At 56.6% G+C, this 21,222-nt stretch carries 22 protein-coding genes; 13 read left to right on the forward strand and 9 right to left on the reverse strand.

The window, feature by feature from the left end; translation table 11 throughout:
• Positions 1-333 precede the first annotated feature (333 nt).
• Entirely contained in the window at positions 334-1,665 is a 1,332-nt protein-coding gene (locus tag QMZ18_RS30910; protein WP_282610281.1) for an FAD-binding oxidoreductase, read from the forward strand.
• Between the two features lie 21 nt (positions 1,666-1,686).
• Here the strand turns inward: QMZ18_RS30910 and QMZ18_RS30915 are convergent, their stop codons facing one another.
• Entirely contained in the window at positions 1,687-2,994 is a 1,308-nt protein-coding gene (locus tag QMZ18_RS30915) for a cytochrome P450 (protein WP_282610282.1), read from the reverse strand.
• A gap of 238 nt (positions 2,995-3,232) precedes the next feature.
• On the opposite strand from QMZ18_RS30915, the gene QMZ18_RS30920 reads away from it, so the two are divergent.
• From QMZ18_RS30920 to QMZ18_RS30935, 4 genes are all read left to right on the forward strand, one after another.
• Positions 3,233-3,988, forward strand: coding sequence for a class II aldolase and adducin N-terminal domain-containing protein (locus tag QMZ18_RS30920; protein ID WP_282610284.1), 756 nt, complete (start codon positions 3,233-3,235; stop codon positions 3,986-3,988).
• 18 nt (positions 3,989-4,006) lie between these two features.
• A complete protein-coding gene (locus QMZ18_RS30925) occupies positions 4,007-5,440 on the forward strand; it encodes a sulfatase-like hydrolase/transferase (protein ID WP_282610285.1) in 1,434 nt (477 codons plus the stop codon).
• Positions 5,441-5,577: 137 nt separating this feature from the next.
• Entirely contained in the window at positions 5,578-6,177 is a 600-nt protein-coding gene (locus tag QMZ18_RS30930) for a histidine phosphatase family protein (protein WP_282610286.1), read from the forward strand.
• Positions 6,174-6,728: a DinB family protein gene (locus tag QMZ18_RS30935; protein WP_282610287.1), complete on the forward strand. Its 555-nt coding sequence runs from the start codon at positions 6,174-6,176 to the stop codon at positions 6,726-6,728. Before QMZ18_RS30930 ends, QMZ18_RS30935 begins: the two co-directional genes overlap by 4 nt.
• A gap of 95 nt (positions 6,729-6,823) precedes the next feature.
• Here the strand turns inward: QMZ18_RS30935 and QMZ18_RS30940 are convergent, their stop codons facing one another.
• Positions 6,824-7,027: a helix-turn-helix domain-containing protein gene (locus QMZ18_RS30940; protein ID WP_282610288.1), complete on the reverse strand. Its 204-nt coding sequence runs from the start codon at positions 7,025-7,027 to the stop codon at positions 6,824-6,826.
• Between the two features lie 129 nt (positions 7,028-7,156).
• On the opposite strand from QMZ18_RS30940, the gene nhaA reads away from it, so the two are divergent.
• A complete protein-coding gene (nhaA, locus tag QMZ18_RS30945) occupies positions 7,157-8,368 on the forward strand; it encodes a Na+/H+ antiporter NhaA (protein ID WP_282610289.1) in 1,212 nt (403 codons plus the stop codon).
• A 76-nt stretch (positions 8,369-8,444) separates the two neighbouring features.
• On the forward strand, positions 8,445-9,083 hold the full coding sequence (locus QMZ18_RS30950; RefSeq protein ID WP_282610290.1) for a carbonic anhydrase: 639 nt from the start codon (positions 8,445-8,447) through the stop codon (positions 9,081-9,083).
• A 63-nt stretch (positions 9,084-9,146) separates the two neighbouring features.
• On the opposite strand, the gene QMZ18_RS30955 is transcribed toward QMZ18_RS30950, so the two are convergent.
• Positions 9,147-10,094: a LysR family transcriptional regulator gene (locus tag QMZ18_RS30955; RefSeq protein ID WP_282610291.1), complete on the reverse strand. Its 948-nt coding sequence runs from the start codon at positions 10,092-10,094 to the stop codon at positions 9,147-9,149.
• Between the two features lie 309 nt (positions 10,095-10,403).
• Here QMZ18_RS30955 and QMZ18_RS30960 point away from each other — a divergent pair, with 309 nt between their 5' ends.
• The 5 genes from QMZ18_RS30960 (at position 10,404) to QMZ18_RS30980 (ending at position 15,251) form a co-directional block, all read left to right on the forward strand.
• Positions 10,404-11,420 (forward strand): TRAP transporter substrate-binding protein, encoded by a 1,017-nt coding sequence (locus QMZ18_RS30960; RefSeq protein WP_282610292.1) that lies wholly within the window; start codon positions 10,404-10,406, stop codon positions 11,418-11,420.
• A 166-nt stretch (positions 11,421-11,586) separates the two neighbouring features.
• Positions 11,587-12,120 (forward strand): TRAP transporter small permease, encoded by a 534-nt coding sequence (locus QMZ18_RS30965; protein WP_282610293.1) that lies wholly within the window; start codon positions 11,587-11,589, stop codon positions 12,118-12,120.
• 99 nt (positions 12,121-12,219) lie between these two features.
• Positions 12,220-13,560: a TRAP transporter large permease gene (locus QMZ18_RS30970; RefSeq protein ID WP_282610294.1), complete on the forward strand. Its 1,341-nt coding sequence runs from the start codon at positions 12,220-12,222 to the stop codon at positions 13,558-13,560.
• Positions 13,561-13,591: 31 nt separating this feature from the next.
• Entirely contained in the window at positions 13,592-14,086 is a 495-nt protein-coding gene (locus tag QMZ18_RS30975) for a universal stress protein (protein WP_282610295.1), read from the forward strand.
• 172 nt (positions 14,087-14,258) lie between these two features.
• A complete protein-coding gene (locus QMZ18_RS30980; protein WP_282610296.1) occupies positions 14,259-15,251 on the forward strand; it encodes an ABC transporter substrate-binding protein in 993 nt (330 codons plus the stop codon).
• A gap of 137 nt (positions 15,252-15,388) precedes the next feature.
• Here the strand turns inward: QMZ18_RS30980 and QMZ18_RS30985 are convergent, their stop codons facing one another.
• The 5 genes from QMZ18_RS30985 to QMZ18_RS31005 all read right to left on the reverse strand — a co-directional run bounded on the left by QMZ18_RS30985 (position 15,389) and on the right by QMZ18_RS31005 (position 19,008).
• Positions 15,389-16,294: a LysR family transcriptional regulator gene (locus QMZ18_RS30985; protein ID WP_282610297.1), complete on the reverse strand. Its 906-nt coding sequence runs from the start codon at positions 16,292-16,294 to the stop codon at positions 15,389-15,391.
• Between the two features lie 92 nt (positions 16,295-16,386).
• A complete protein-coding gene (locus tag QMZ18_RS30990) occupies positions 16,387-17,361 on the reverse strand; it encodes a flavin reductase family protein (RefSeq protein WP_282610298.1) in 975 nt (324 codons plus the stop codon).
• A 51-nt stretch (positions 17,362-17,412) separates the two neighbouring features.
• Positions 17,413-17,793, reverse strand: a complete 381-nt coding sequence (locus tag QMZ18_RS30995; protein WP_282610299.1) for a carboxymuconolactone decarboxylase family protein — start codon at positions 17,791-17,793, stop codon at positions 17,413-17,415.
• Positions 17,786-18,592, reverse strand: coding sequence for an alpha/beta fold hydrolase (locus QMZ18_RS31000; protein ID WP_282610300.1), 807 nt, complete (start codon positions 18,590-18,592; stop codon positions 17,786-17,788). Before QMZ18_RS31000 ends, QMZ18_RS30995 begins: the two co-directional genes overlap by 8 nt.
• Positions 18,592-19,008 (reverse strand): RidA family protein, encoded by a 417-nt coding sequence (locus QMZ18_RS31005; protein ID WP_282610301.1) that lies wholly within the window; start codon positions 19,006-19,008, stop codon positions 18,592-18,594. Before QMZ18_RS31005 ends, QMZ18_RS31000 begins: the two co-directional genes overlap by 1 nt.
• Positions 19,009-19,226: 218 nt before the next feature.
• On the opposite strand from QMZ18_RS31005, the gene QMZ18_RS31010 reads away from it, so the two are divergent.
• The gene (locus QMZ18_RS31010) at positions 19,227-20,711 is read left to right on the forward strand and encodes an aldehyde dehydrogenase (protein WP_282610302.1); all 1,485 of its coding nucleotides are present in this window, start codon (positions 19,227-19,229) and stop codon (positions 20,709-20,711) included.
• A gap of 15 nt (positions 20,712-20,726) precedes the next feature.
• Here the strand turns inward: QMZ18_RS31010 and QMZ18_RS31015 are convergent, their stop codons facing one another.
• Entirely contained in the window at positions 20,727-21,218 is a 492-nt protein-coding gene (locus QMZ18_RS31015; RefSeq protein WP_282610303.1) for a GFA family protein, read from the reverse strand.
• Positions 21,219-21,222 lie beyond the last annotated feature (4 nt).

Genomic DNA, 21,222 nt, shown 5'->3' on the forward strand with positions numbered 1-21,222 from the left:
CATCAATCTCCCAAATCAATGGGAAAATTGAATCAGAACTACAACTCTACTTCAACCGCGCCTTTTTCATCAAAATCGGCTCAAACCGGTCATTCATTCCATCTTGACGACTGGAGCGTTTTGGGTCGCTCCTATCTGCACTCGCGGCAGAAACCTGCGCGATCTGAGTAAGACCACAGTGAACTTGGACTTCATTCACGCAGCGCTGTTCCGTCCCCCAAACCGCAGCCACGATGACAGCATCGGATGGAACGCCACTCTGTTTGAACCCTCTCCCGCAAGTCGCTAATCTCCCCCCACACTCTTTGCCCCCTCCTTTTAAGAAAGCAATTTATGGGCCCGAAACCAGATCCCTTTTCAGGCGACCAAACCCTCCCAACGCGCGCTTCCGTCGTCGTCATCGGCGGCGGCATCATCGGCACTTCGACGGCGTTGGAACTGGCCGAGCGCGGCGTCGATGTCGTGCTTTGCGAGAAAGGAATCATCGCGGGCGAGCAGTCGAGTCGGAACTGGGGTTGGGTCCGGCAAATGGGACGTGACCCGCGGGAGATTCCGCTGATCCAGGAATCCATGCGGGCCTGGCGCGGCATGAACGAACGGATCGGGGCGGAGGCCGGTTATCGGGAGTGCGGCATCCTCTATCTCTGCGAAAGCGACGCCGACATGGCGGCGCGGGAGCAGTGGCTGGACGAGCACGCGCGGCCACACCAACTTGCCTCGCGCATGATCGCGGCGGAGCGCACGGCGGAATTGGCGCCCGGCTCGACCATCAAGTGGAAAGGCGCGCTCTATACCGAGAACGACGGCCGCGCCGAACCGCAGAAGGCCGCCCCGGCCATCGCCGAAGCCGCCCGCAGGCACGGCGCGAAGATCTTCACCAACTGCGCGGTGCGCGGCATCGAGAAGCAGGCCGGGCGGATCAGCGGCGTGGTCACCGAGAAGGGCCGGATCGACTGCGACGCGGTGGTCGTGGCCGGCGGCGCCTGGTCGCGGCGCTTCTGCACCAACGCCGAGGTCGAGCTGCAGGCCCTGAATGTGACCTCTTCCTGCCTGCGCACCGAGCCCCTGGAGACCGACCTGGAGGCTTCGGCGGCGGGCAACGGTTTTGCCTACCGCAAGCGCCTGGACGGCGGCTACACCGTGGCCCACGGCGGGCTCAGCGTCGCGGATATCGTGCCCGACAGCTTCCGCCTCTTCTTTCCCTTCATTCCCAACCTGAAGGCCGAGTGGCCGCACCTCAAACTGCGCCTGGGCAAACGCTTCATCGAGGAAGCGACCATGGCGCGGCGCTGGGCGCTGGATAGCGTTTCCCCCTTCGAGCAGGTGCGCGTCCTGGATCCGGAGCCGGTGTCCTCCATCATCGAGCACTCGATCCGCAATCTGAAAAAGGCCTACCCCGCCTTCGAAAAGATGAAGGTCGCCCAGACCTGGGCCGGCTGCATCGACGTGACGCCGGATGCCGTGCCGGTGATTTCCGAAGTCGAGGCGATCCCCGGCTTCTTCATCTCATCCGGCTTTTCCGGTCATGGCTTCGGCATCGGCCCTGGCGCCGGAAAACTGACCGCGGACCTGGTGACTGGCGCCCCGCCCTGCGTCGATCCAGCTCCCTTTCGCCACAGCCGCATGACCGACGGCTCGAAAGCGTCAATGATGGCCGAGGTATAGCCTGCGCCTTCCTCCGACCGACTACACGCACACCGAGTCCCAATTGAGCAATGGAACCCGCGCATTCTGGGATGGGCGATAGTGGAAATCCCTGGTCAGGGCATCAAGATCAATCTTCGACGCCAGCAACTGCAGTAGCGCCCCCTTGGTCATTGCAATTGCCATCTCGTTACCGGGGCACAGGTGTGCACCGGCACTGAAGGTAAAAACCACAGGATCAACGCGCCTGGGATTAAAATCTCCAGGGTCTGGGTTAACCTCTACGTCGCGATTGGCTGCCGCCAGAACCAGCAGGACAGCCTCGCCGGCTTTTATCTTTTCACCGGCAACCAGGCTGTCCACAGCGGCAAAGCGCCGTGTATTTTGGATTGGCGGATCGAAACGTGTGACTTCCCTGATGACGGCTTCGAGCAGGTCCGGATCGGTTCCGACCGCTTCCGCGAGCCCAGGCCTCCGCGCCAAGGCAACCAGACTATTACCGATCAATCCCGCCGTTGCCTCATAACTCTGAGACAAAAACCCGATCGCGTTGGCAATGATCAAACCCTCGTCATGACCGAGGTGCCGACAGGCCGATCGCGCGAAACTGCTCAGGAGCCCTTGGTCCAAGGGTCGCCCAAGGGGATTCCGGTGGCAAGGAAACTGGGCCTGTTGAAGCAACTCATAGAAAAGATCCCATAGGGATTCCGCTGCTTGCCGGCCCTGCTCAACCTGTTGAGGGTTGCTTCCTGGTGCAAGACACCGTGCAAAGTCGTTCATCCAATGCACGGTTTGGGGCAAGTGGTCGCTGGGAACGCCGAGCAGGGAACCGACAGCATAGATCGGCAGGCGGAAAGTAATGTCAGGCGCGGTTTCATCCTGGCTTTCGACGATCGGCAACTGCAAAAGGTGGTGCGTCCAGTCTTCGCTGCGTGTCGTCAGATGCCTTAAATCGACCGGAGTCAGAGCCTTGCAGATCGCTTGTTTCAGCGGACGCTGCGCGCCTCCATCCCTCATGCGCACCAGTCGCGCGAAGATATCCGCCGCCCGAGTCCCCTTGATCGCTGTCGGCACCGGCTCTTCCAGAGGGCGAACGGAAAAAGCACTGTCCTGGAGAATGGCCTCTACCACCCCTGCTCCGCTGGCGACCCAGAATCCAAGCCGTTCATCGAAATAGAGCGGGTGGCGCCCGACAAGTTCCCTGTAAAAACGATAGGGTGCCGGGTCAGTAACTGCGGAAATTGGATCCCTTGTCGGTTGGCGCAAGCCACGCACTTTGGGTTCCGGGTGAAGAATCTGCGCGGATGCTCCGGGCAGGTTCATATTTTGTGCTGTTGTGACACTGGACATGCTCAAAAGACTACAGCAGTCGACAACATCTATGTTTCGGTACAGACCGTAGTATCATTTAATTTCGATACCCAACCCAGTCATAAGTAATCGTAATGATGCTTCCCACGAATTCCTCGTTTGTCCACGGAAACCAATCGTGGCAACCTATAACTCCAATAGAAACAGAGCGACCTCGGCTGGGGTTTTCCAGAGACGAGACGCGACGTCTGACCGAAATATCAGCAAGGATCACATCATGGCCGTCTCCGCCGTCAAACCGCTTCGCGATAACGGGGCTTATTTCGAGCAGCGCGTCGATCTCGCCTGCGCGTTTCGTTGGACCGCGAAGCTGAACATGCACGAGTCGGTTGCCAACCACTTCAGCTTGGCAGTGAATGACGATGGCACGCAGTTCCTGTTGAACCCCAATGCCATGCATTTCTCTCGGATCCGTGCCAGCGACCTGATCCTGATCGATGCCAACGAGCCTAGCACCATGGATCAGCCCAATGCGCCTGAACGAACAGCCTGGGCTCTGCATGGCGCCATTCACCGCAACAACCCTCAGGCCCGCTGCGTCCTGCATGCCCATTCGAAGTACGCGACGGTCCTCGCCTGCCTGGCCGACAGCACAATCCCGCCGATCGACCAGAACACCGCGCGGTTTTTCAATCGAATCGCCGTTGACGAAGGCTACGACGGCATGGCCCTGGACGACGAAGCGGAGCGTTGCTCACAACTGCTCGGCGACAAGAAGGTCATGGTGATGGGCAACCACGGCGTCCTCGTGACCGGCCAGAACGTGGCGGAGGCTTTCGACTGCCTTTATTACCTCGAACGTTCCGCCGAAACCCTGATCACCGCCTATATGACTGGCCGGCCTCTGCGCGTCCTGTCCGACGAGGTTGCTGAAAAGACCGCACAGCAATGGGAAGATGACGCCTTGGGGCAAAACCACTTCCGCGAACTGAAGATGATGCTGGATCAAGAGGCGCCAGACTACCGCACGTAAGACCGCAGGTCCGCCGACGTGGGTGCGCCAAACGTCCTGATCCTCTGTTCCGACGAACATGCGCGCTCTGCGGCCGGCTGCTATGGACATACCGTCGTCCAAACCCCGACCCTCGACAGGCTGGCGGCGCAGGGCACCCGTTTTACACGGGCCTACACGCCCTCCCCGATCTGCGTACCTGCGCGGGCAAGTCTTGCCACGGGATTGCACGTCCACGAAACCCGCTGCTGGTCTTCGGCCGAACCTTATCACGGACAGATCGAAAGCTGGATGCACCGTCTACGCGCCGGCGGTCAGACCGTCGTTTCCATCGGTAAGTTGCACTTCCGCTTAAGCGACGACGACAATGGCTTCAGCGAAGAAATTCTGCCGATGCATGTCACCAACGGCGGCATGGGTTGGCCGCAGGGACTTCTCCGCAATCCCCTGCCCACCTTCGAGAGTGTGGCGGAACTTGCCGCCGAAACCGGGCCGGGTGAGAGCGATTATACCGAGTATGACAGGCGCGTCACGCGCGAGGCCTGCAACTGGTTGCGGGGCAGACCGTTGGCGGATGCAAAGGCGCCTTGGTCGCTGTTCGTCTCCTTCGTCAGTCCGCATTATCCCCTGACGGCCCCCAAACCTTTTTTCGATCTCTATGACGGCTGCGAAATACCTGATCCCCTCGATCGCGAGACCGCGTCCTGCACCGGTCACCCTGTCCTCCGTGAGATGGCCGGGTTCTGGGACTACGACAGCCATTTTGATCCGGACAAGCGTCGGCTCGCGCGCCGTTGTTACTACGGCCTCTGCAGCTTTCTAGACGATAATATCCGTCAAGTTTTGGAGGCCCTGGAAGACTCGGAACAGGCACGCGACACCTTGATTCTCTATCTAAGCGATCACGGCGAAATGCTTGGAAACCATGGTTTTTGGACCAAGTCCTTGATGTACGAAGATTCAGTCGCAATCCCGTTCCTTCTGGCGGGCGCAGGCGTGCCGCGCAGCGTCAATCGGACGCCGATCTCGCTGACCGATGTCGCCGCTACGGTCGAACAGGCAGCCGGTCTGTCGCCCAAACCCGCTGCCGAAGCTTGGCAGGGCCGTCCACTGCAGAGTTTTGTCGAGCAGCCCGAACCCGGGCGTTTCATCCTCAGCGAATACCACGACGGCGGCAGTCCGACCGGCTTTTTCATGCTCCGGCAAGGCGCTTGGAAATACGTCTACTACGCGGGCGGCTACCCGTCGCAACTCTTCAATCTCGAGGAAGATCCAAGGGAAACAAACGACCTCTCCTCAAGCGGCGCGGCAGAGGTTGCCCGCGAGGCATTGCACAAACAACTGATCTCGATTCTCAATCCGGAAGCGGTCAACAGAGCCGCTTTCTCCGACCAGGCGAGCTTGTTGGCGCAGTACGGCGGCGCGGAGAAGGTCCTTGCCATGCAAAGCTTCAACCATACGCCAGTCGACTAGGCTTCTTGAGTCTGATTCTTATTGGGTACGAGCGAACCACGCTTGCATCCGGCCAGTCTTTCCGGATGCCGTCTTCTTGGTTGTCCGCTAAAATCTGATCCACGCTGTCTATTCAGCTTACGAGGAGTCACGCCAGTATGCTCGCCAACACCGAGTTCTATTTTCTCCGTCACGGGGAGACTGACTGGAATCTGCAAGGTTTGGCACAGGGATTAAAAGACGTCCCGCTGAATGAAAATGGCCGGACTCAGGCCTATGCGGCACGCGCTGCGACAGCCTCTATTTCCATCGGAACCATTTGCAGCAGCCCGCTTTCACGCGCCCTTGAAACAGCAAAAATTATACAAGAAGCAGCGGCTTGTCCGATCGAAGTTATTGACGATCTGAAGGAATGCAGCTGGGGAGATTTCGAAGGGCAAGGAAAGGGCGATTGGTTCGACAGTTGGAAACGCGGCTCCCTGCAGGCAACGGGCGTTGAACCCTACGATTTTTTTCTGAAGCGCGCGTTGCGTGGCATAAACAGGGCACTAGCCTATCCCGGTCCGGTGCTGATCGTCGCCCATGGCGGGGTCTATTGGGCGGTACAAAAATACGGCGCGTTGGGCGAGGAATTTGACCTGCCGAACGCGACACCCGTCAGGCACAGGCCGCCACGGGATGACTTTCCCTGGTGGGAAACAACAGTTTTGCAGCCACAGCAAGCTGACTCGGATAACCGAGAGGGCATCGTTCCATGACTGAGTTTACCGACGCGCTGACGGCAATGGCCCGCAACTCCGCCTGGGCCAATCATCGGTTGTTAAGCGTCTGCTGCAAGTTGAGCCAAGACGAGTTTACTGCCGAACGAACGGGGTTCTTTCCGTCGCTTAAGGACACGCTTAATCACAATCTGCAGGTCGACTGCTTCTACATCGATGCCCTCGAGGGCAATCCCATGGGTCCGGCCGCGCGAGAGCTACCGCCGGAAGAAACCGCTCCAGCGCTCATGACCGCTCAATGCAAGTGGGATCAGCGTCTCATCGTCTTTTGCGAAGCACTGATGCCGCAGGATCTTCAGAGCGCAGTCCGGTTGGTCCGGGGCGCAGACGTCCAGGTCGACCGTGCCGATCGTGTTCTGCTCCACCTCTTCGAGCATCAAATTCATCATCGAGGTCAGGCTCACGCCATGCTCTCGGCAACATCGGTTGCGCCACCTCAGCTCGACGAGTTTTTCCTTGCCGGCGACCTCCCGCTTCGCACCAAAGAGTTCAAGGCCATGGGTTGGGAGTCAGATAAGCTGTGGCCTTAGACTTCTAGGTTGGAACTCCTATTCCTTGATGGCCTCAACCTAGGCTTGGGCTGCAGAATTTAGACCGCAGTCCTGCAGTTTTAAGCAAGCGAAGGTTACCCAGTGCCTTCGTCCGCTTCCGGCGGACGGTTTGCGCGGGAATTGACGAAAGCCTCCAGATCTTTCTTGGCCACACGCCAATCCCGGCCGAATTTTACGGCACGCAGGCTTTCGTCGTGAATCCACGCACGCACGGTACTTTCCTTGACTTTCAGCAGGTCAGCGACTTCGTGCAGGGTTAACATTGGTTGGCTTAGCATGCCTCATTATCTCGTAGATTAACGCAGAATTAAATAGTTTTTATCTGTTTGTTGAAGTTTATATAAGTTTCACTATCTTCTTAAATGCTCTCTGGTCTTGCCAGTTTCTGGTCCTCGGAAGGGAAATGAATGCGCAGTCTGCGGCAGCGAATTTCATCGCTTATGCATCATGAAGCTGCAGGCGGCGTCCTACTGATGGCAGCAGCCGCTGCGGCTCTGCTCCTCGACAACTCGCCGCTTAACTGGCTTTACGACGCAATCCTCTCCACTCCCGTGGTGGTGCAGATCGGCGCGCTCGCCATCGACAAACCACTGCTGCTATGGATCAACGACGGGCTGATGGCCGTGTTCTTTTTCCTGGTCGGGCTGGAAATCAAACGGGAACTGCTTCAGGGACAACTTTTGAGCTGGAACGAGGCCGCTCTTCCCGCTGTTGCTGCCCTGGGTGGAATGCTGCTTCCGGCTTTGATCTATGTGGCGTTCAATATGGGCGACCCATCGGCGCTGAACGGTTGGGCGATTCCGGCCGCCACGGATATTGCCTTTGCGCTTGGTGTGCTGGCTCTTCTGGGCAGTCGTGTCCCCGTTGCCCTGAAAATCTTCTTACTCGCTCTTGCAATCCTGGACGATCTGGGCGCCATCGTCATCATCGCGCTGTTCTACACGGCCGACCTGTCAGTCATGTCGTTGGCCATCGCAGGGATCTGCGTGGCCATTCTGCTCGGACTGAACTTTGTCGGCGTGCGGCGCATCGCGCCCTATATCATCGTGGGATTGGTAATGTGGGTCTGTGTTCTAAAATCCGGCGTCCACGCCACACTTGCAGGCGTCGTCATAGCACTGACAATCCCACTGCGTGTGCCCGATACCGAGAAACCGGCGCCGTTGCTCCGGCTGGAGCATGAACTACACCCCTGGGTCGCCTTTTTCGTGATGCCTGTCTTCGCCTTCGCCAATGCAGGCGTTTCCCTCACCGGGCTGTCGTTTGCCGATCTGCTCGCACCGATTCCCCTGGGGATTGCCCTTGGCCTCTTCTTCGGCAAGCAATTGGGCGTGTTCGGCTTCGCCTGGCTTGCGGCCCGCGCCGGCATTTGCCGCTTGCCTGAAGGGACCAACTGGTTGCAAATCTACGGCATCTCTCTTCTGGCAGGTATTGGCTTCACCATGAGTCTATTCATCGGTACATTGGCATTTGCCGACCCAGAGCATGCCGCGGCTGTAAGGCTCGGTGTATTGTCCGGGTCAATCCTCTCTGCCCTGGCTGGATATACTGTATTGCGAATTGCTTCGATGCCCGCTGCATTGCAGCCTGCAAGCAATCCCCGGCCAGCGGGCGGTTAGAGGCCATTGAGGGGTGGAGCACGTGCGGGCGTGGTTCGAAAATTGAAACGATTAACTGACGAGGTAGAGAAACAGCATGCGTGACGTATCGGAACTGGTGGAGGGCTACCACCGCTTTCTTACCGGCCGCTATCCGGAAGAAGCCGAACTCTACCGGACACTGGCGGAATCGGGACAGTCACCCAAGACCATGATCATTGCCTGTTGCGACAGCCGTGTTGATCCGGCCGCGATCTTCAGCGCCGGTCCGGGGCGTCTGTTCATCGTTCGAAACGTCGCCAACCTTGTGCCGCCTTTCGAGCCGCACGGCGACTATCACGGAACCAGCGCAGCACTCGAATTCGCGGTAACGGGCCTCGAAGTAGAAAACATTCTGGTCATGGGCCATGGCCGCTGTGGCGGGGTTAGCGCGTTTCTGGAAGGACTCTATGAACGGTCTGACAAACGCGGCTTCATCGACCGCTGGATGTCGCTGTTAAACCCTGCACGGACGGAAGCTCTCCGCGACTGCGCTGGAGAGCCGATCGAAGTGCAACAACGCGCACTCGAGCATGCGTCGATCCGTCATTCGATCGAAAACCTGAAGACTTTTCCGTTCATCAAAGAGCGTCTGAACGACGGCCGGCTGCGTCTTCGCGGTGCCTTTTTCGATATCGCCGAAGGCAGGCTGCTCGCGCTGGACCCCGAAAGCGGACAATTCGAAGCGGTCGACTGACATCGCGTCGTTTTGGTCAACGACCAACGCAGCAAGGCGCACTCAATCTATTGCACGACGGTGCTAGGCGCGCTTGTGGACAAGCTTGGATTCGGGGCTGTGAATACGGCGCAGACAATCCAAAAACTCCTGGACCAGGCGCGATGGCTGCGGCGAGCGGCGTACGACCACCGAGTGACTGCTCCGATAGTGGTACTCTTCGGGACGCAGGCAGCGCATGGAACCGGAATCAACAAATCTCTTGGCGTAATGGTCAGGCAAAAAGCCTAAATAACAGCCCGATAGAATGAGCACCGCCAAGGCTTCTTCGTCGTAGGCATCCGCACTACGTTTTAAGTTGAGGCGATGGCTCACTTCCATGTTAGGCGAATGGAATCCGATGCCGGCATATTTGTGCTGCCGCACGTCCTGCCGCGAAATCTCGGAATCGGCCCGCCCGAATAAAGGATGATTGGCGCCACAGTACAGGTACATCTCTTCCGAATAGACCGGATAGTAATTCAGGCTGCTGGATTGCCTGTGTGGCGGAATAATCGCAAGATGGAAGCGTCCTGACAGAACGCCGCTTTCGATCGCGTTGAATGGCTCGACGTGAATTTCGATCGTCGCCTTGGGTGCAATCTCGTCGAACGACCTGATGGTCTCGGGAAGGCGTGCGTCCGGATTTGTCACGGTTTTGTCGAACAGCGCGATGGATAGATGTCCTGTAAGCCGGAGGTGAACCTCGTCGATATCGGACTGAAAATTGTTAATCGCCGACAAAAGACGGGCCGACGCATCGAGAACCCGCTCCCCTTCCGAAGTAAGGGCAAAACCCGCCGGTCCGCGGTCGCACAGCTTGACGCCCAGCCGCATCTCAAGATCAGTCAGATGGCGACTGATCGTAGAGCGTCCAATATTGAGTTCGAGCTCAGCTGCCGACAGTCCACCACAGGCGACGACTGAGCGAAATACGCGCAGTAACCGTATGTCGACATCGCTCACTCGGCCAAGCAGTGCTTTTCGTGCCATCTCTAATGTTTCACAGTTATCAAACTATCCTTCCAGCTTCTACTATACATGAAACGTACATGTCATGGTAAAGTTGTGAATAAGGTCCGATAAATGGTAGCGTTAACCATAAGAAGAGGTAGCGTGAACCATAAGGAGCGATAAACCGACGCAGCAAAGCCGGAAACCCCGCTTGCGAGCAGTCATCAACGGGACCACAGGGAGTGATGGCTACCGTTCTTCGTAGCTTGCTCACTTGTTGGCCTAATCAAGCATTGGCCCAGCGGTTGTAACGACTGCCGGAATCAAATGCGTACTAAGGAGGTTCAAGTGAAATTTGCGGGAAAACTAGCCGCCACGGCCGGACTTGCCGTAGCATTGTTTCTCAATGCTGCTGAGGACGTCTCGGCTAAAAACTTCAAGATGGCAGTCGGTGACGCTCATGGCAGTGCCCAGCACGCTTTGGGCGAGAAGTTCGTTGAGCTCTTTGAAGCAAAAACCGGTGGCAAGCATACGGCCAAAATGTTCCTCAATGGCCAGCTTGGCAGTGAGCAGGACACCGTCAACGAGGCCGCCATTGGAACTCTCGACTTCTCCATTCTGGCAATCAACAACATCACCCCTTTCTCGCCGACCGTCGGCGTGTTCACGCTTCCCTACGTCATCCTGAGCCTGGAAGACGCCGAGAAGCTTACGCAGGGTGAAATTGGTCAGGAACTGGTCGACAACACGCTGCGTGACGCAGGTGTGCGCATCGTCGGCTGGACCTACACGGGCTTCCGTGTCCTGACCAACTCCAAAAAGCCCATCAAGACTCTCGAGGATCTGGACGGCGTGGTCGTACGTGTCCCGAAAAACGAGATCATGATCGATACCTACAAGTCCTGGGGCATCAACCCAACGCCGATGGCGTGGTCTGAAACCTTTACGGCCCTGCAGCAGAAGGTCGTCGACGGTCAGGACAACCCCTACCTGACGGTTCACTCGATGAAGTTCTACGAAGTCCAGAAGTATGTCACGGCGATCCGTTACATCTTCTCGATCGAGCCGCTGATCGTCAGTGAAGCCGTCTTCCAGGATATGGACGAAGACGTCCAGAAGGCCGTCATCGAAGCCGGCAAGGAAGCAACTTTGCACAGCGCAAATCATCTGCGTGAGTCTGAAGCTGCAATCCGGGAAGACCTGCTCGCGAAGGGTATGCAGATTGACGAGCCTGCAGACGGTGAAAAAGAGTGGATCGAAAAAGCCACGACCGCTGTCTGGCCCAAGTACTACGACTCCATCGGTGGCGTCGACAAGCTGAACACGGTTCTGACGTCTCTCGGCCGCGATCCGGTCAAAGAGTAAAAAAAGACCGTCGTGGAGTGGCGGCTGTAATGGCCGCCACTCTTCGTCAGCTGCATATGTTTGCTAGCGGGAAACGACGTTTCCGTCCCGTAACCTCATTGAATTCAGACGTTACAGGCCGGTTTTAACGAGGCGTCTTTCATCTCGAATAACGGGGGTTCGAACAGTGGGTAATAAGGTTCTCAGTTTCTTCGACAATATCGAAAGCTACATTTGCCGAACCTTGCTTGCTTTGTTCGTGCTTCTGCTTTTTGCGCAGATTCTGTCGCGTGAAATTTTCGGTCACTCCTTCTCCTGGAGTGAAGAGCTTTCAACCTACATGTTCGTTTGGTTCGTTTTCTTCGGTGCCAGTTATGCCGCCAAAATGTCGGCCCATAACCGTGTTACCTTTCAGCTCAAGTTTCTATCGCCTAAAGGCGTCCAGATCGTCGAAGGCATAGCCGATCTCTTCTGGTTGGCCTTCAATGTCTATTTTATCTACCTCAGCTACGACTTCGTCTTTAACAAGATGAACCTGTTCTGGAAGTCCCAAACCTTGGGCGTTCCCATGAAGTACATCTACATCATCCTGCCGCTCGCCTTCACGCTGATGACATTCCGGATCCTCCAGATCAACTATTTGAAGCTCGTAAAGGGCGTTGACATTCGGGATCCTGAAAAAGCGGAAGTCGAGAAAATGATCAAAGAAGGCGGGCAGTAAACCACCCACCGGCACCGGCAATATGCCTGGTGCGCAGAGTAAGCCGAACGGCTTTGAGGGGACGCGACAGCAAGTTCGCGAGTTAGGGGAAGCAGTTTCATGGAAACGACCATTGTCTTTATCCTGTTTGGGTCTTTCTTAGGTCTCCTGTTACTGGGAGCACCGATCACCGTTGCATTGGGCGTCTCTGCCCTGATCTCGTTTCTGTATCTGGACGAGAACCCAATCAAGTTTGTCCAGATCGCCTTCACTTCAGTTGGCTCCTTTCCACTCATGGCGTTGCCGGCCTTTATCCTGGCCGGTGCTTTAATGGAGGCAGCGGGGATTTCGAGACGATTGGTGAACGTCGCGGAGAGTTTCGCCGGGCCGTTCACAGGTGGTATTTCGGCCGCCACCGTCTTTGCCTGCCTCTTTTTCGGTGCAATCTCCGGCTCAGGTCCCGCGACCACAGCAGCCGTCGGCATGCTGATGATCCCTGCCATGATCGATCGCGGCTACGACAAAGGTATCGCGTCTGCCATTACCGCCTCGTCCGGTAGCCTCGGAATCATTATTCCGCCCTCGATCCCCATGGTGATTTTCGGCATCTCCGCGCTTGGCCTGCAGCCGCCGCCCGAAGCAGTCGAGAAATTCGGTATCTTCCAGTCGGTCTCGATTCCCAAGCTTTTCATCGCCGGTGTACTGCCAGGCCTGGTGATATCGGTCAGCTTGCTGATCATGAACTACATCGTCTGCAAGAAGAAGGGCTACAAAGGCTCAGCGGATGGCTTCTCAGCCCGCAATATTCTTTGCACGCTCTACAATGGTTTTTGGGCACTGCTGGCGCCGATCGTCATCCTGGGCGGTATTTACTCGGGTTTCTTTACACCGACTGAAGCCGCCATCGTCGCGATCTTCTATACCTTGATCGTGGGCTTCTTCATCTATCGCGAACTTGATTGGAGATCGCTTGCACGCTCGCTCGAAACCACAACCTGGCTGACCGGGCGCGTCCTGCTGATCCTATTCACTGCAACGGTCTTCGGCAGGCTTCTGGTAGAAAACCAGATTCCCGCAATCATCGCCGAAGCCATGCTGAGCGCAACGGACAATCTCTACCTGATCTGGGCCATGCTGATCCTCTTCCTGCTCTTTGTCGGAATGTTCATGGAAACTTTGGCAACGATCCTGATCCTGACTCCGGTGCTGCTGCCAATCACCTATAGCCTGGGGATCGATCCGGTCCATTTCGGTGTGGTGATGGTCTGTGCGCTGGGCATCGGTTTCCAGACACCACCTCTGGGCGAAAACCTCTTTATCGCCTCAGGTATTTCCAACGTGTCGATCGAGGAAATCTCCCTCAAAGCCCTGCCCTTCGCGGCGGTCAACACGATCGCGGTTTTCATCATCGCTTTCTTCCCGCAAATCGTGCTCTGGCTGCCACAGGCATTCGGATACTGATAGGCGTTATTGAGCGACAAGGAACGAACAGATGCAACATGACGTAAAGAACGTGCTCTACAGCACCGATCTGTCGCAAAACTCCCACATCGCTTTTGGCTATGCGGCTTATCTCGCCAAGCTGACGGGGGCGGATATTCATCTGCTTCACGTTCTGGAGAAGCTCAGAGACGACGTAGCTTTTACGATTCAAGCGTATGTTCTCGACGATAATAAACGTCACGAGATCATGGACCTCCGTGTCAAAAATGCGGAGAAGCTGTTGAAGGAAAGACAGGACAGCTTTTGGGCTTCGCAAAGTGCAGAGGATCAAAAGGTCCGGGATCAGATCAAATCGACAACGGTATGCGAATCCTATCCGGCTGAGGAAATTCTACAGACAGCCAAGAAGCGCAATTGCGATCTCATCGTCATGGGTTCGCACGAACGTGGCATGAGCCACACCTTTCTCGGCTCGGTCGCAAAGAGCGTCCTGCGCCGATCGCACGTTCCGACCCTGATCGTTCCCCTGGTGGACGCTGAGTAGCCCGCCATTGGGAATGACTCCGGGCAGCTGGACTTAGAGCACGATCGTTCTTGATCGAACCGACCAAGAACGTGAATCGTCCTCTAACCAAATGAATTAGAGGCTGATTCACGCTTCTCTTTGATTCAAAGAAAAACGATCAGTCTCTAGCCGAACTGCTGGAGGCAGAAATATGAAGAGTTTTTTCGCTACGGTATTGGTGGCGGGTTCGGTCATGGGCGCGGCGGTATCTTCCGCGTTTGCCGCCAGCCACGAAAAGGTGACCATCGCCTACTTCAAGGAATGGCCAACGGCCAACCAGGTTGCGCAAGCCGAAAAATGGTATGATGAAGCAATGGGTGTGGAGGTCGAATGGCGAGCCTTTAATACCGGCGTTGAAATGGCCGAAGCCATGGTTGCGGGCGACGTGCAAATCTCGTTCTCCATGGGCATCGTCCCCTTTGCCCTTGCGGTGACCGATGGTGCACCGATCAAAGTGGTCGGAATGGCGGTCGATACCGGTGGTGCCGACAACTGCGTGATCTATAAGAAAGAAGCGATCGACCGTGCCAATGCGCACGAATTGGAAGGCCGCAAGGTCGCCGTTCCCCTCAACACCGTGACCCACTACAAGATGCTGCGCAGTCTGGTCTTTCTGGGCGTCGACATCGGCAAGCTGGATGTCGTGGATATGTCACCGCACGATATCGATGACGCTTTCATTGGGGGCGAACTGGCAATGGGCTGTTCCTGGGGCGGACCGCTCCGTCGCATGAAGGGGCATGGTTGGGAACTACTCTCTGCAAACGAACAGGATCGTCTCGGTATCCGCGCCTTCGACGTTATCGCAGTCACCAACGATTACGCCAGCGAGCATCCGGATCAGGTGGTCAAGTTTCTGGAAGTCACCGACCGCGCGATCAAACATCTGGATGATGACCCCAAAGCCGCAGAGGCGGTGATCGCCGAGGCCGCAGGCCTTGAGCTGAAAGATTCGAATATCGTCCTTTCTCTCTTTGATTTTTATACCCGCGAAGATCAGCTTACGGAACGCTGGATGAAAGGCGGAATTCAAACCTTTATCAAAGAAGTGGCGGATTTCTTCGAACAACAAGGAAAAATCGGCAAGGCGTTGGACGACTATGCTCCAACTGTCGACGCGAGCTTTTACGAGAAAGCCCAATAGCTCAGTTACTTTAACGCACGGCGTCCGCGCAGGTTAAACGCTCGGAGCCGGATCGGTTTTCACGAAGCTTCCGAAACATGTGAGCCAGCCTCCAGTTCTAATGGATAGAGGCTGGCTCACACAGTTAATGGCATCCATCAAGAAGGATCGCACGTTAGACGCGCCCGTAAAAAGTCTATGGTGGCACGCACCTTGTTGGGCAAAAACGAACGGCTGGGATAGAGCAACCATGCGCCCGTCTCAAAAGTCGTTGCTGCAACCGAATAGTTCGGGAAGAGGTCGACCAGCCGCCCCTCTGCAATATCCTGATCAATCAGCCAGTCAGCCAGCAAGGCAGGTCCCAGTCCCGCCAGCGCCGCATGCCTTAATGCCAGGGCATTGGATATCGCAATTTCACCGCTCACCGGAATCTCGCGTAGATGATCCTGCCGATCACGAAAAAGCCATCGCGACCGAAAAGCCGGAAAGGTGAATAGCAAACAGGAACATCCCGTCAGGTCGTTCGGCTCGCGAACAGGTCCACAGTTGTCCAAGTAACCTCTGCTTGCGCACACACGGTAACGTGTGGTCATCAGCTTGCTACCGATCACATCAGCACTGACGGAAGGCGCCAGACGGATCGCCAGATCGATACGCTCGGCAATAAGATCGACGTTTTCGTCCGTCAGCAGAAGTTCGAGTTTAAGATCCGCGTGAGTCGCTCTTAAATCGGCAAGCAATGGAACGATGCAGCGCTGTCCAAAGGCCACCGAAGTGCTTAAGCGGAGTGTCCCGTGCGGTATCGCGCTGACGGCCAGCGCCTCTTCACGTGCCCGGTCCATCTCCTCAACCAAGGGCTCGACCCGTTGCAGATAGAGCTCACCGGCTTCTGTAAGTGATAAATGCCTTGTTGTGCGCTGAAGCAGCCGGACACCGACTTCTTCTTCCATCGCGGCGACTGCTCGCGATACCGAAGACGGATCCAGGTCATGATTACGCGCAGCCGCAGCAAAGCTGCCCTGGCGTACCACGTCTAAAAGTAGCTCGAGATTTTTCAATTCCATTCATGAAAATTTTGCATGAAAGGAGCAAATTTAAAAGCGATATCAGGTAAATCAACAGGAATATCCGCCGGGTGATAAACCGAAGAGTCAGATCAAACGATGGATTTTTCGGGCGTTGAATCGACACGCCGGGTTTCACCCTGCTTCTCATCACCGAGATAGATCGCGAAGCGCCCTTGGCGCAGTTCGCTGACGTAACGCCGCAACATAAAACGCATAGCCTCGTCTTCGATTTTCTCGAAGGGGATATCGTCTAACTCAAAGAACTGCATGCCCTCAGGCGCCTCTCCGGTCGCCGTTCCCCGATAGTAGATCGAACAGTCACCGGTCGTGTTGTCGTCGTAGACAGACAGCAGAAAATCTATGGATAACTTGAGGCTCTGCGTCTCAAGAGCTCCCGAAAGAGCGTCAAGGTTTGCTTCAACACCCCATAGCCCCGTGTTTGGAACAGTAACAGGGCCGTCGTCACTCCCAGCCTGCAAAAGGACCCGCTGGCCCTGCGCGAGTACTGCACCGATCACGGTTCCGGAAGATCGGCCCGCTGCCTTTACCAGAGAGCGCTCCATTTCCAGAGTAAAGTAGCCGCCGTTCACGTAGCCAAGTGGTGGGTTTCGCCGGTAGGCATAGTCACTCACACGCCCGATAAGAATAACATGGTCACCGGCATCAACCACCGTTTCGCGACTGCATTCGAACCACGACAGCGTACCCGCAAGCAGCGGCATACCGCTTTTACCGCTGGTCCATTCGGTAACCTCGAACTTGTCCGGCCGCTGGGTGGCGAAGAGGCCGGAGAGGTCTTTCTGGTCTTCCCCCAGGATATTGACCGCGAAGCCGTGCCCCTCGCTAAAAACCGGCAAGCTGGCGGCAGACTTTCCGATACAAACAAGCAAAAGTGGTGGATCGAGTGAAACCGACGTAAAGGAATTCGCCGTGAATCCGCGCGGCGTCCCGGCTTCCTCACGGGTGGTAATCACCGTGACGCCCGTCGCAAAAGTTCCGAAGGCATTGCGCAGATCCCGTGGGTCAAAACGGGATGGAGTTTGGCTCTCCAGGGTATCGCTCATCTATCACCCCTCAGTCTGAAGACGGGAAGTATCCACGTCGACGCAGGCGTTCTAAAGCCGTCCGGCCTCTTTCAGCACGGCGTGGGCCGCCTTGAAAGCCGCCAGACCGGCCGGAATGCCCGCGTAAATCGAGACCTGCTTCAAAGCTTCTTTGATTTCATCGTTGGAAAGGCCGTTATTGATCGCACCGCGCACGTGCAGTTTAAGTTCATCGGTCTTTCCCAGTGCCCCCAACATGCCGAGGTTCAAGAGGCTCCGATCGCGCCGTGACAGACCTTCTCCACCCCATCCGTCGCCCCAGCAGTAAGTCGTCACCTGCTCCTGGAACGCCATCATAAAATCATCGGCACTCTCTAGAGAGCGCTCCACGTACTCGGCTCCCAGAACAGCCTTGCGAATCTCCAGACCCTTCTCAAACATCTCGTCAGCCATTGGCCACTCCCTTCACCCGATCCAAAAAAGACAACAGTACAGTATTTACTTGGCCGGGATCTTCGACCATAGCCATATGCCTGAGGCCAGGCAGAATTTTGATCTGCGCACCGGAAATCTCTCCGGCAATTGCCTGCGACATCTCCGGTGAGTTCCCGAAATCCTCATCTCCCGTCATGACCAGCGTCGGACAGGAAATGGCCGGATCTGGCGCGACCAGCTCGTCGACACCGTCAGCCAGCACCTGATAGATGCTGGGATACACCTGTTTGCTGTTGGCCATCACCCACCGCCGCACGAGTCCGGTCCTATCTTGATCCGACTTTCTGAAGCCTTCCGTGAACCAGCGGTCCAAGGCAGCCTCGACCGTGGCGGACGGCCCATCCTGCCTCGCCTGCGCGACGCGTTTAAGGATCGCATCCTGGGCAGCCGCTTTACGCTTGTGCGGCGAGTGCAGGATTCCGAGTGCCGAGACGCGCCCTGGATGATCCATCGCAAAACGCCTGCAAATCATTCCCCCGAGCGAAAAACCCAGAACGGCACAGGATTCGATATCGTTCTCGTCAAGCAGCTTCAGAAGTTGCGTCGAAAAAAGCGTGAGATCGGGCGTAGACGGCGGCGTCTGGCTGTCGCCGTGCCCATAAAGATCGTAGGTCAGTACACGATAACTCTGTGCGAGCACCGGAACTTGCCACTGCCACATGGCCTTATTGAGACCCAGGCCATGAATGAGAACGACGACGGAACCAGAATCTCCATGCCACTCGAAACTCGTACCATCCACCGCCATGAGCGCCATCAAACCTGTTCCGGCTTCAAGGGTTTGTACGCAACCACTTCGACCTCGACACGTGCATCCACCAACAGGTCGTTGACCACAGCGGACCGGGTTGGAGGCTCGTCCGGAAAGTACTCGCCATAGACAGCATTGAAACCAGGAAAGTCAGCGCGATCCGTCAACCAAACCATGGCCTTGACCACATCCTCCAGCGCACATCCAGCCAGCGCCAGGGTTGCTTCGATATCGTCGAGCACGGCACGGGTCTGCTCTTCAATCGTCCCATCGGTCATCGGCACGCCATCCTTGAATGGGACCTGCCCGGTCAGAAAAACGAAATCACCGGCCCTGATGGCGCGCGATAACGTCAGCGTTCGCCCGCCGATAACAAGGGGTTCGCCGATAACCTGCTTTTTTTGGGCTCGTATGTCGTTCATCCCGTCCTCCGCTGGCTAAAACCTACAGTGCAAAATCCATCCTTCGACACCGATTATTCGCCTAGTAGTGTCGAAAAATCTGGGTTATGCCAGAGATATCGCGACACAATTGAAGTTGAAGAACTCACGGTCGCAAAAATGCGTCCCTGCCAGTCCATAAAGTCCAGTTTGGACGAGGCCCAGGTCGGAAGAGACCCAAGTCGAAAGAGGAATGAATCATGACGGATCTTGTCCGCTATCAAATGCTCATCAACGGCGAGTGGGTCGATGCAGAAGACGGAAAAAGCTTTGCCAGCGTGAACCCGGCCACTCAGCAGGCCTGGGCGGACATTCCGGAAGCAACAGCAAACGACGTCGATCGTGCGGTCAAAACAGCTCACCAGGCCTTTTTGGAGGGCCCTTGGGCAGCCTGCACAGCGACCGAACGCGGTAAATATCTGCGCAGGCTGGCGGACCTGCTTGCCGAAAAATCAGAGGAACTGGGCCGAACTGAATCCGTCGACACAGGCAAGATGCTGAAAGAGACTCGCTGGCAGGCTAAGTACATCGCTGAGTTCTTCCATTACTACGCCGGCTGTGCCGACAAGATCCACGGCGAGACGCTGCCCATTGACAAGCCGGATATGCTGACCTTCACCTCGCGGGAGCCTTTGGGTGTCGTGGCGGCCGTCGTCCCCTGGAATTCCCAGTTGTTTCTTGTCGCGGTCAAAATCGGCCCAGCCCTCGCTGCGGGCAACACGGTCGTTCTAAAAGCCTCAGAGCATGCGTCCGCCGCGATGCTTGAATTCGGCCGTTTGATCGAGGCCGCAGGCTTCCCGCCAGGCGTGGTCAATATCGTCACCGGCCACGGTGACCCCTGCGGCAAAGCCCTGACGTCGCATCCGTTGGTGCAGCGCATCAGCTTTACCGGTGGTCCGGGCGCGGCAAAGCACGTCCTCTACAACTCCGCGGAAAACTTTGCTGAGGTTTCCTTAGAACTCGGCGGAAAGTCGCCTTTCATCGTTTTCGAAGATGCCAACATTGAAAGCGCAGTGAACGGCTCCATCGCCGGCATCTTCGGCGCGACCGGCCAAAGCTGCGTCGCCGGTTCCCGCCTCTATCTGCAAGAGAAGATTGCCGACGCCTTCCTTGAGCGCATGGTCGGACTCGCAGGTCAGATCCGGATCGGCGATCCACTCGCCGAAGAAACCCAGATGGGTCCGCTTTGCACACAAGGACAGATGGACTGTATCGAGCGCGAAGTTGCCTTTGCTCTCGAGGAAGGCGGCAAGCTGCTGTGCGGCGGCAAGCGGCCGGCAGACCGCAACGATGGACTATTCTATGAACCTACGATCATCGAGTGCCAAAGTCAGAATCAGCGCATCGTCGATACAGAACTGTTCGGTCCGGTCCTCAGCGTACAGCGCTTCAAAGACGAGGCTGAAGTGATCCGCCTCGCGAACGATACCAAACATGGACTTGCAGCCGGAATTTTCACGACTGACAGTGCCCGCTCCATGCGCGTGGCCAAGGCCGTGCGCGCGGGCATCGTCTGGGTCAACACCTACCGGGTCGTCTCACCCATCGCAGAATTCGGCGGTTTCAAGGGCTCCGGTTACGGACGGGAATCCGGCTTTCAGGCCATGTACGACTATACGCGGCCGAAGACCGTTTGGGTCAATACTTCCAGCGAACCCATGGCAAACCCCTTCGTGATGCGTTAGGGGATTCAGGGCCTTTTAATTTCGAAGCGCATGGAACCGCTCAAGACTTTCCGGCGGCCAGTAGGCCTTGCGGTCATAGTATTCTTCGACCGCAGGGATATCTGTTGATAGAGGTAACCAGGGCTGTTTTGAACCCGTGAAGATGTGGATATCGGGCGATAGTCTGCGTGGTTCATCGAGCGTCCCGCTGCGCAGGAACAAGACCTTGTCTCCAACAGCCATCGCATAATGGCTCCACAAGGCGATCTGGCAGTTCGGACAGCGGAAAAACTTTTGTCCCTCGCCGCTCTGTGAGGGCGCGCCCACCTGTATCGGCTTTTCCTTCAGCAGCATCACCCGGTCACTCTCGATAATCGCATTCAAGGCGAAGGCCGAGCCGCTTTCCCGCTGACACCACAGGCAATGACAGCAGTGAACGAACATGGGAGCCGTCAGCATGCGATAGCGCACGGCTCCACAACCGCAGCCACCGTCGAGGTGATAACCTGCGTCGACTTTTTCAGACATTTAA

The sequence above is a fragment of the Pelagibius sp. Alg239-R121 genome (assembly GCF_947331435.1).
In the GTDB taxonomy this organism is placed as follows: domain Bacteria; phylum Pseudomonadota; class Alphaproteobacteria; order Kiloniellales; family Kiloniellaceae; genus Denitrobaculum.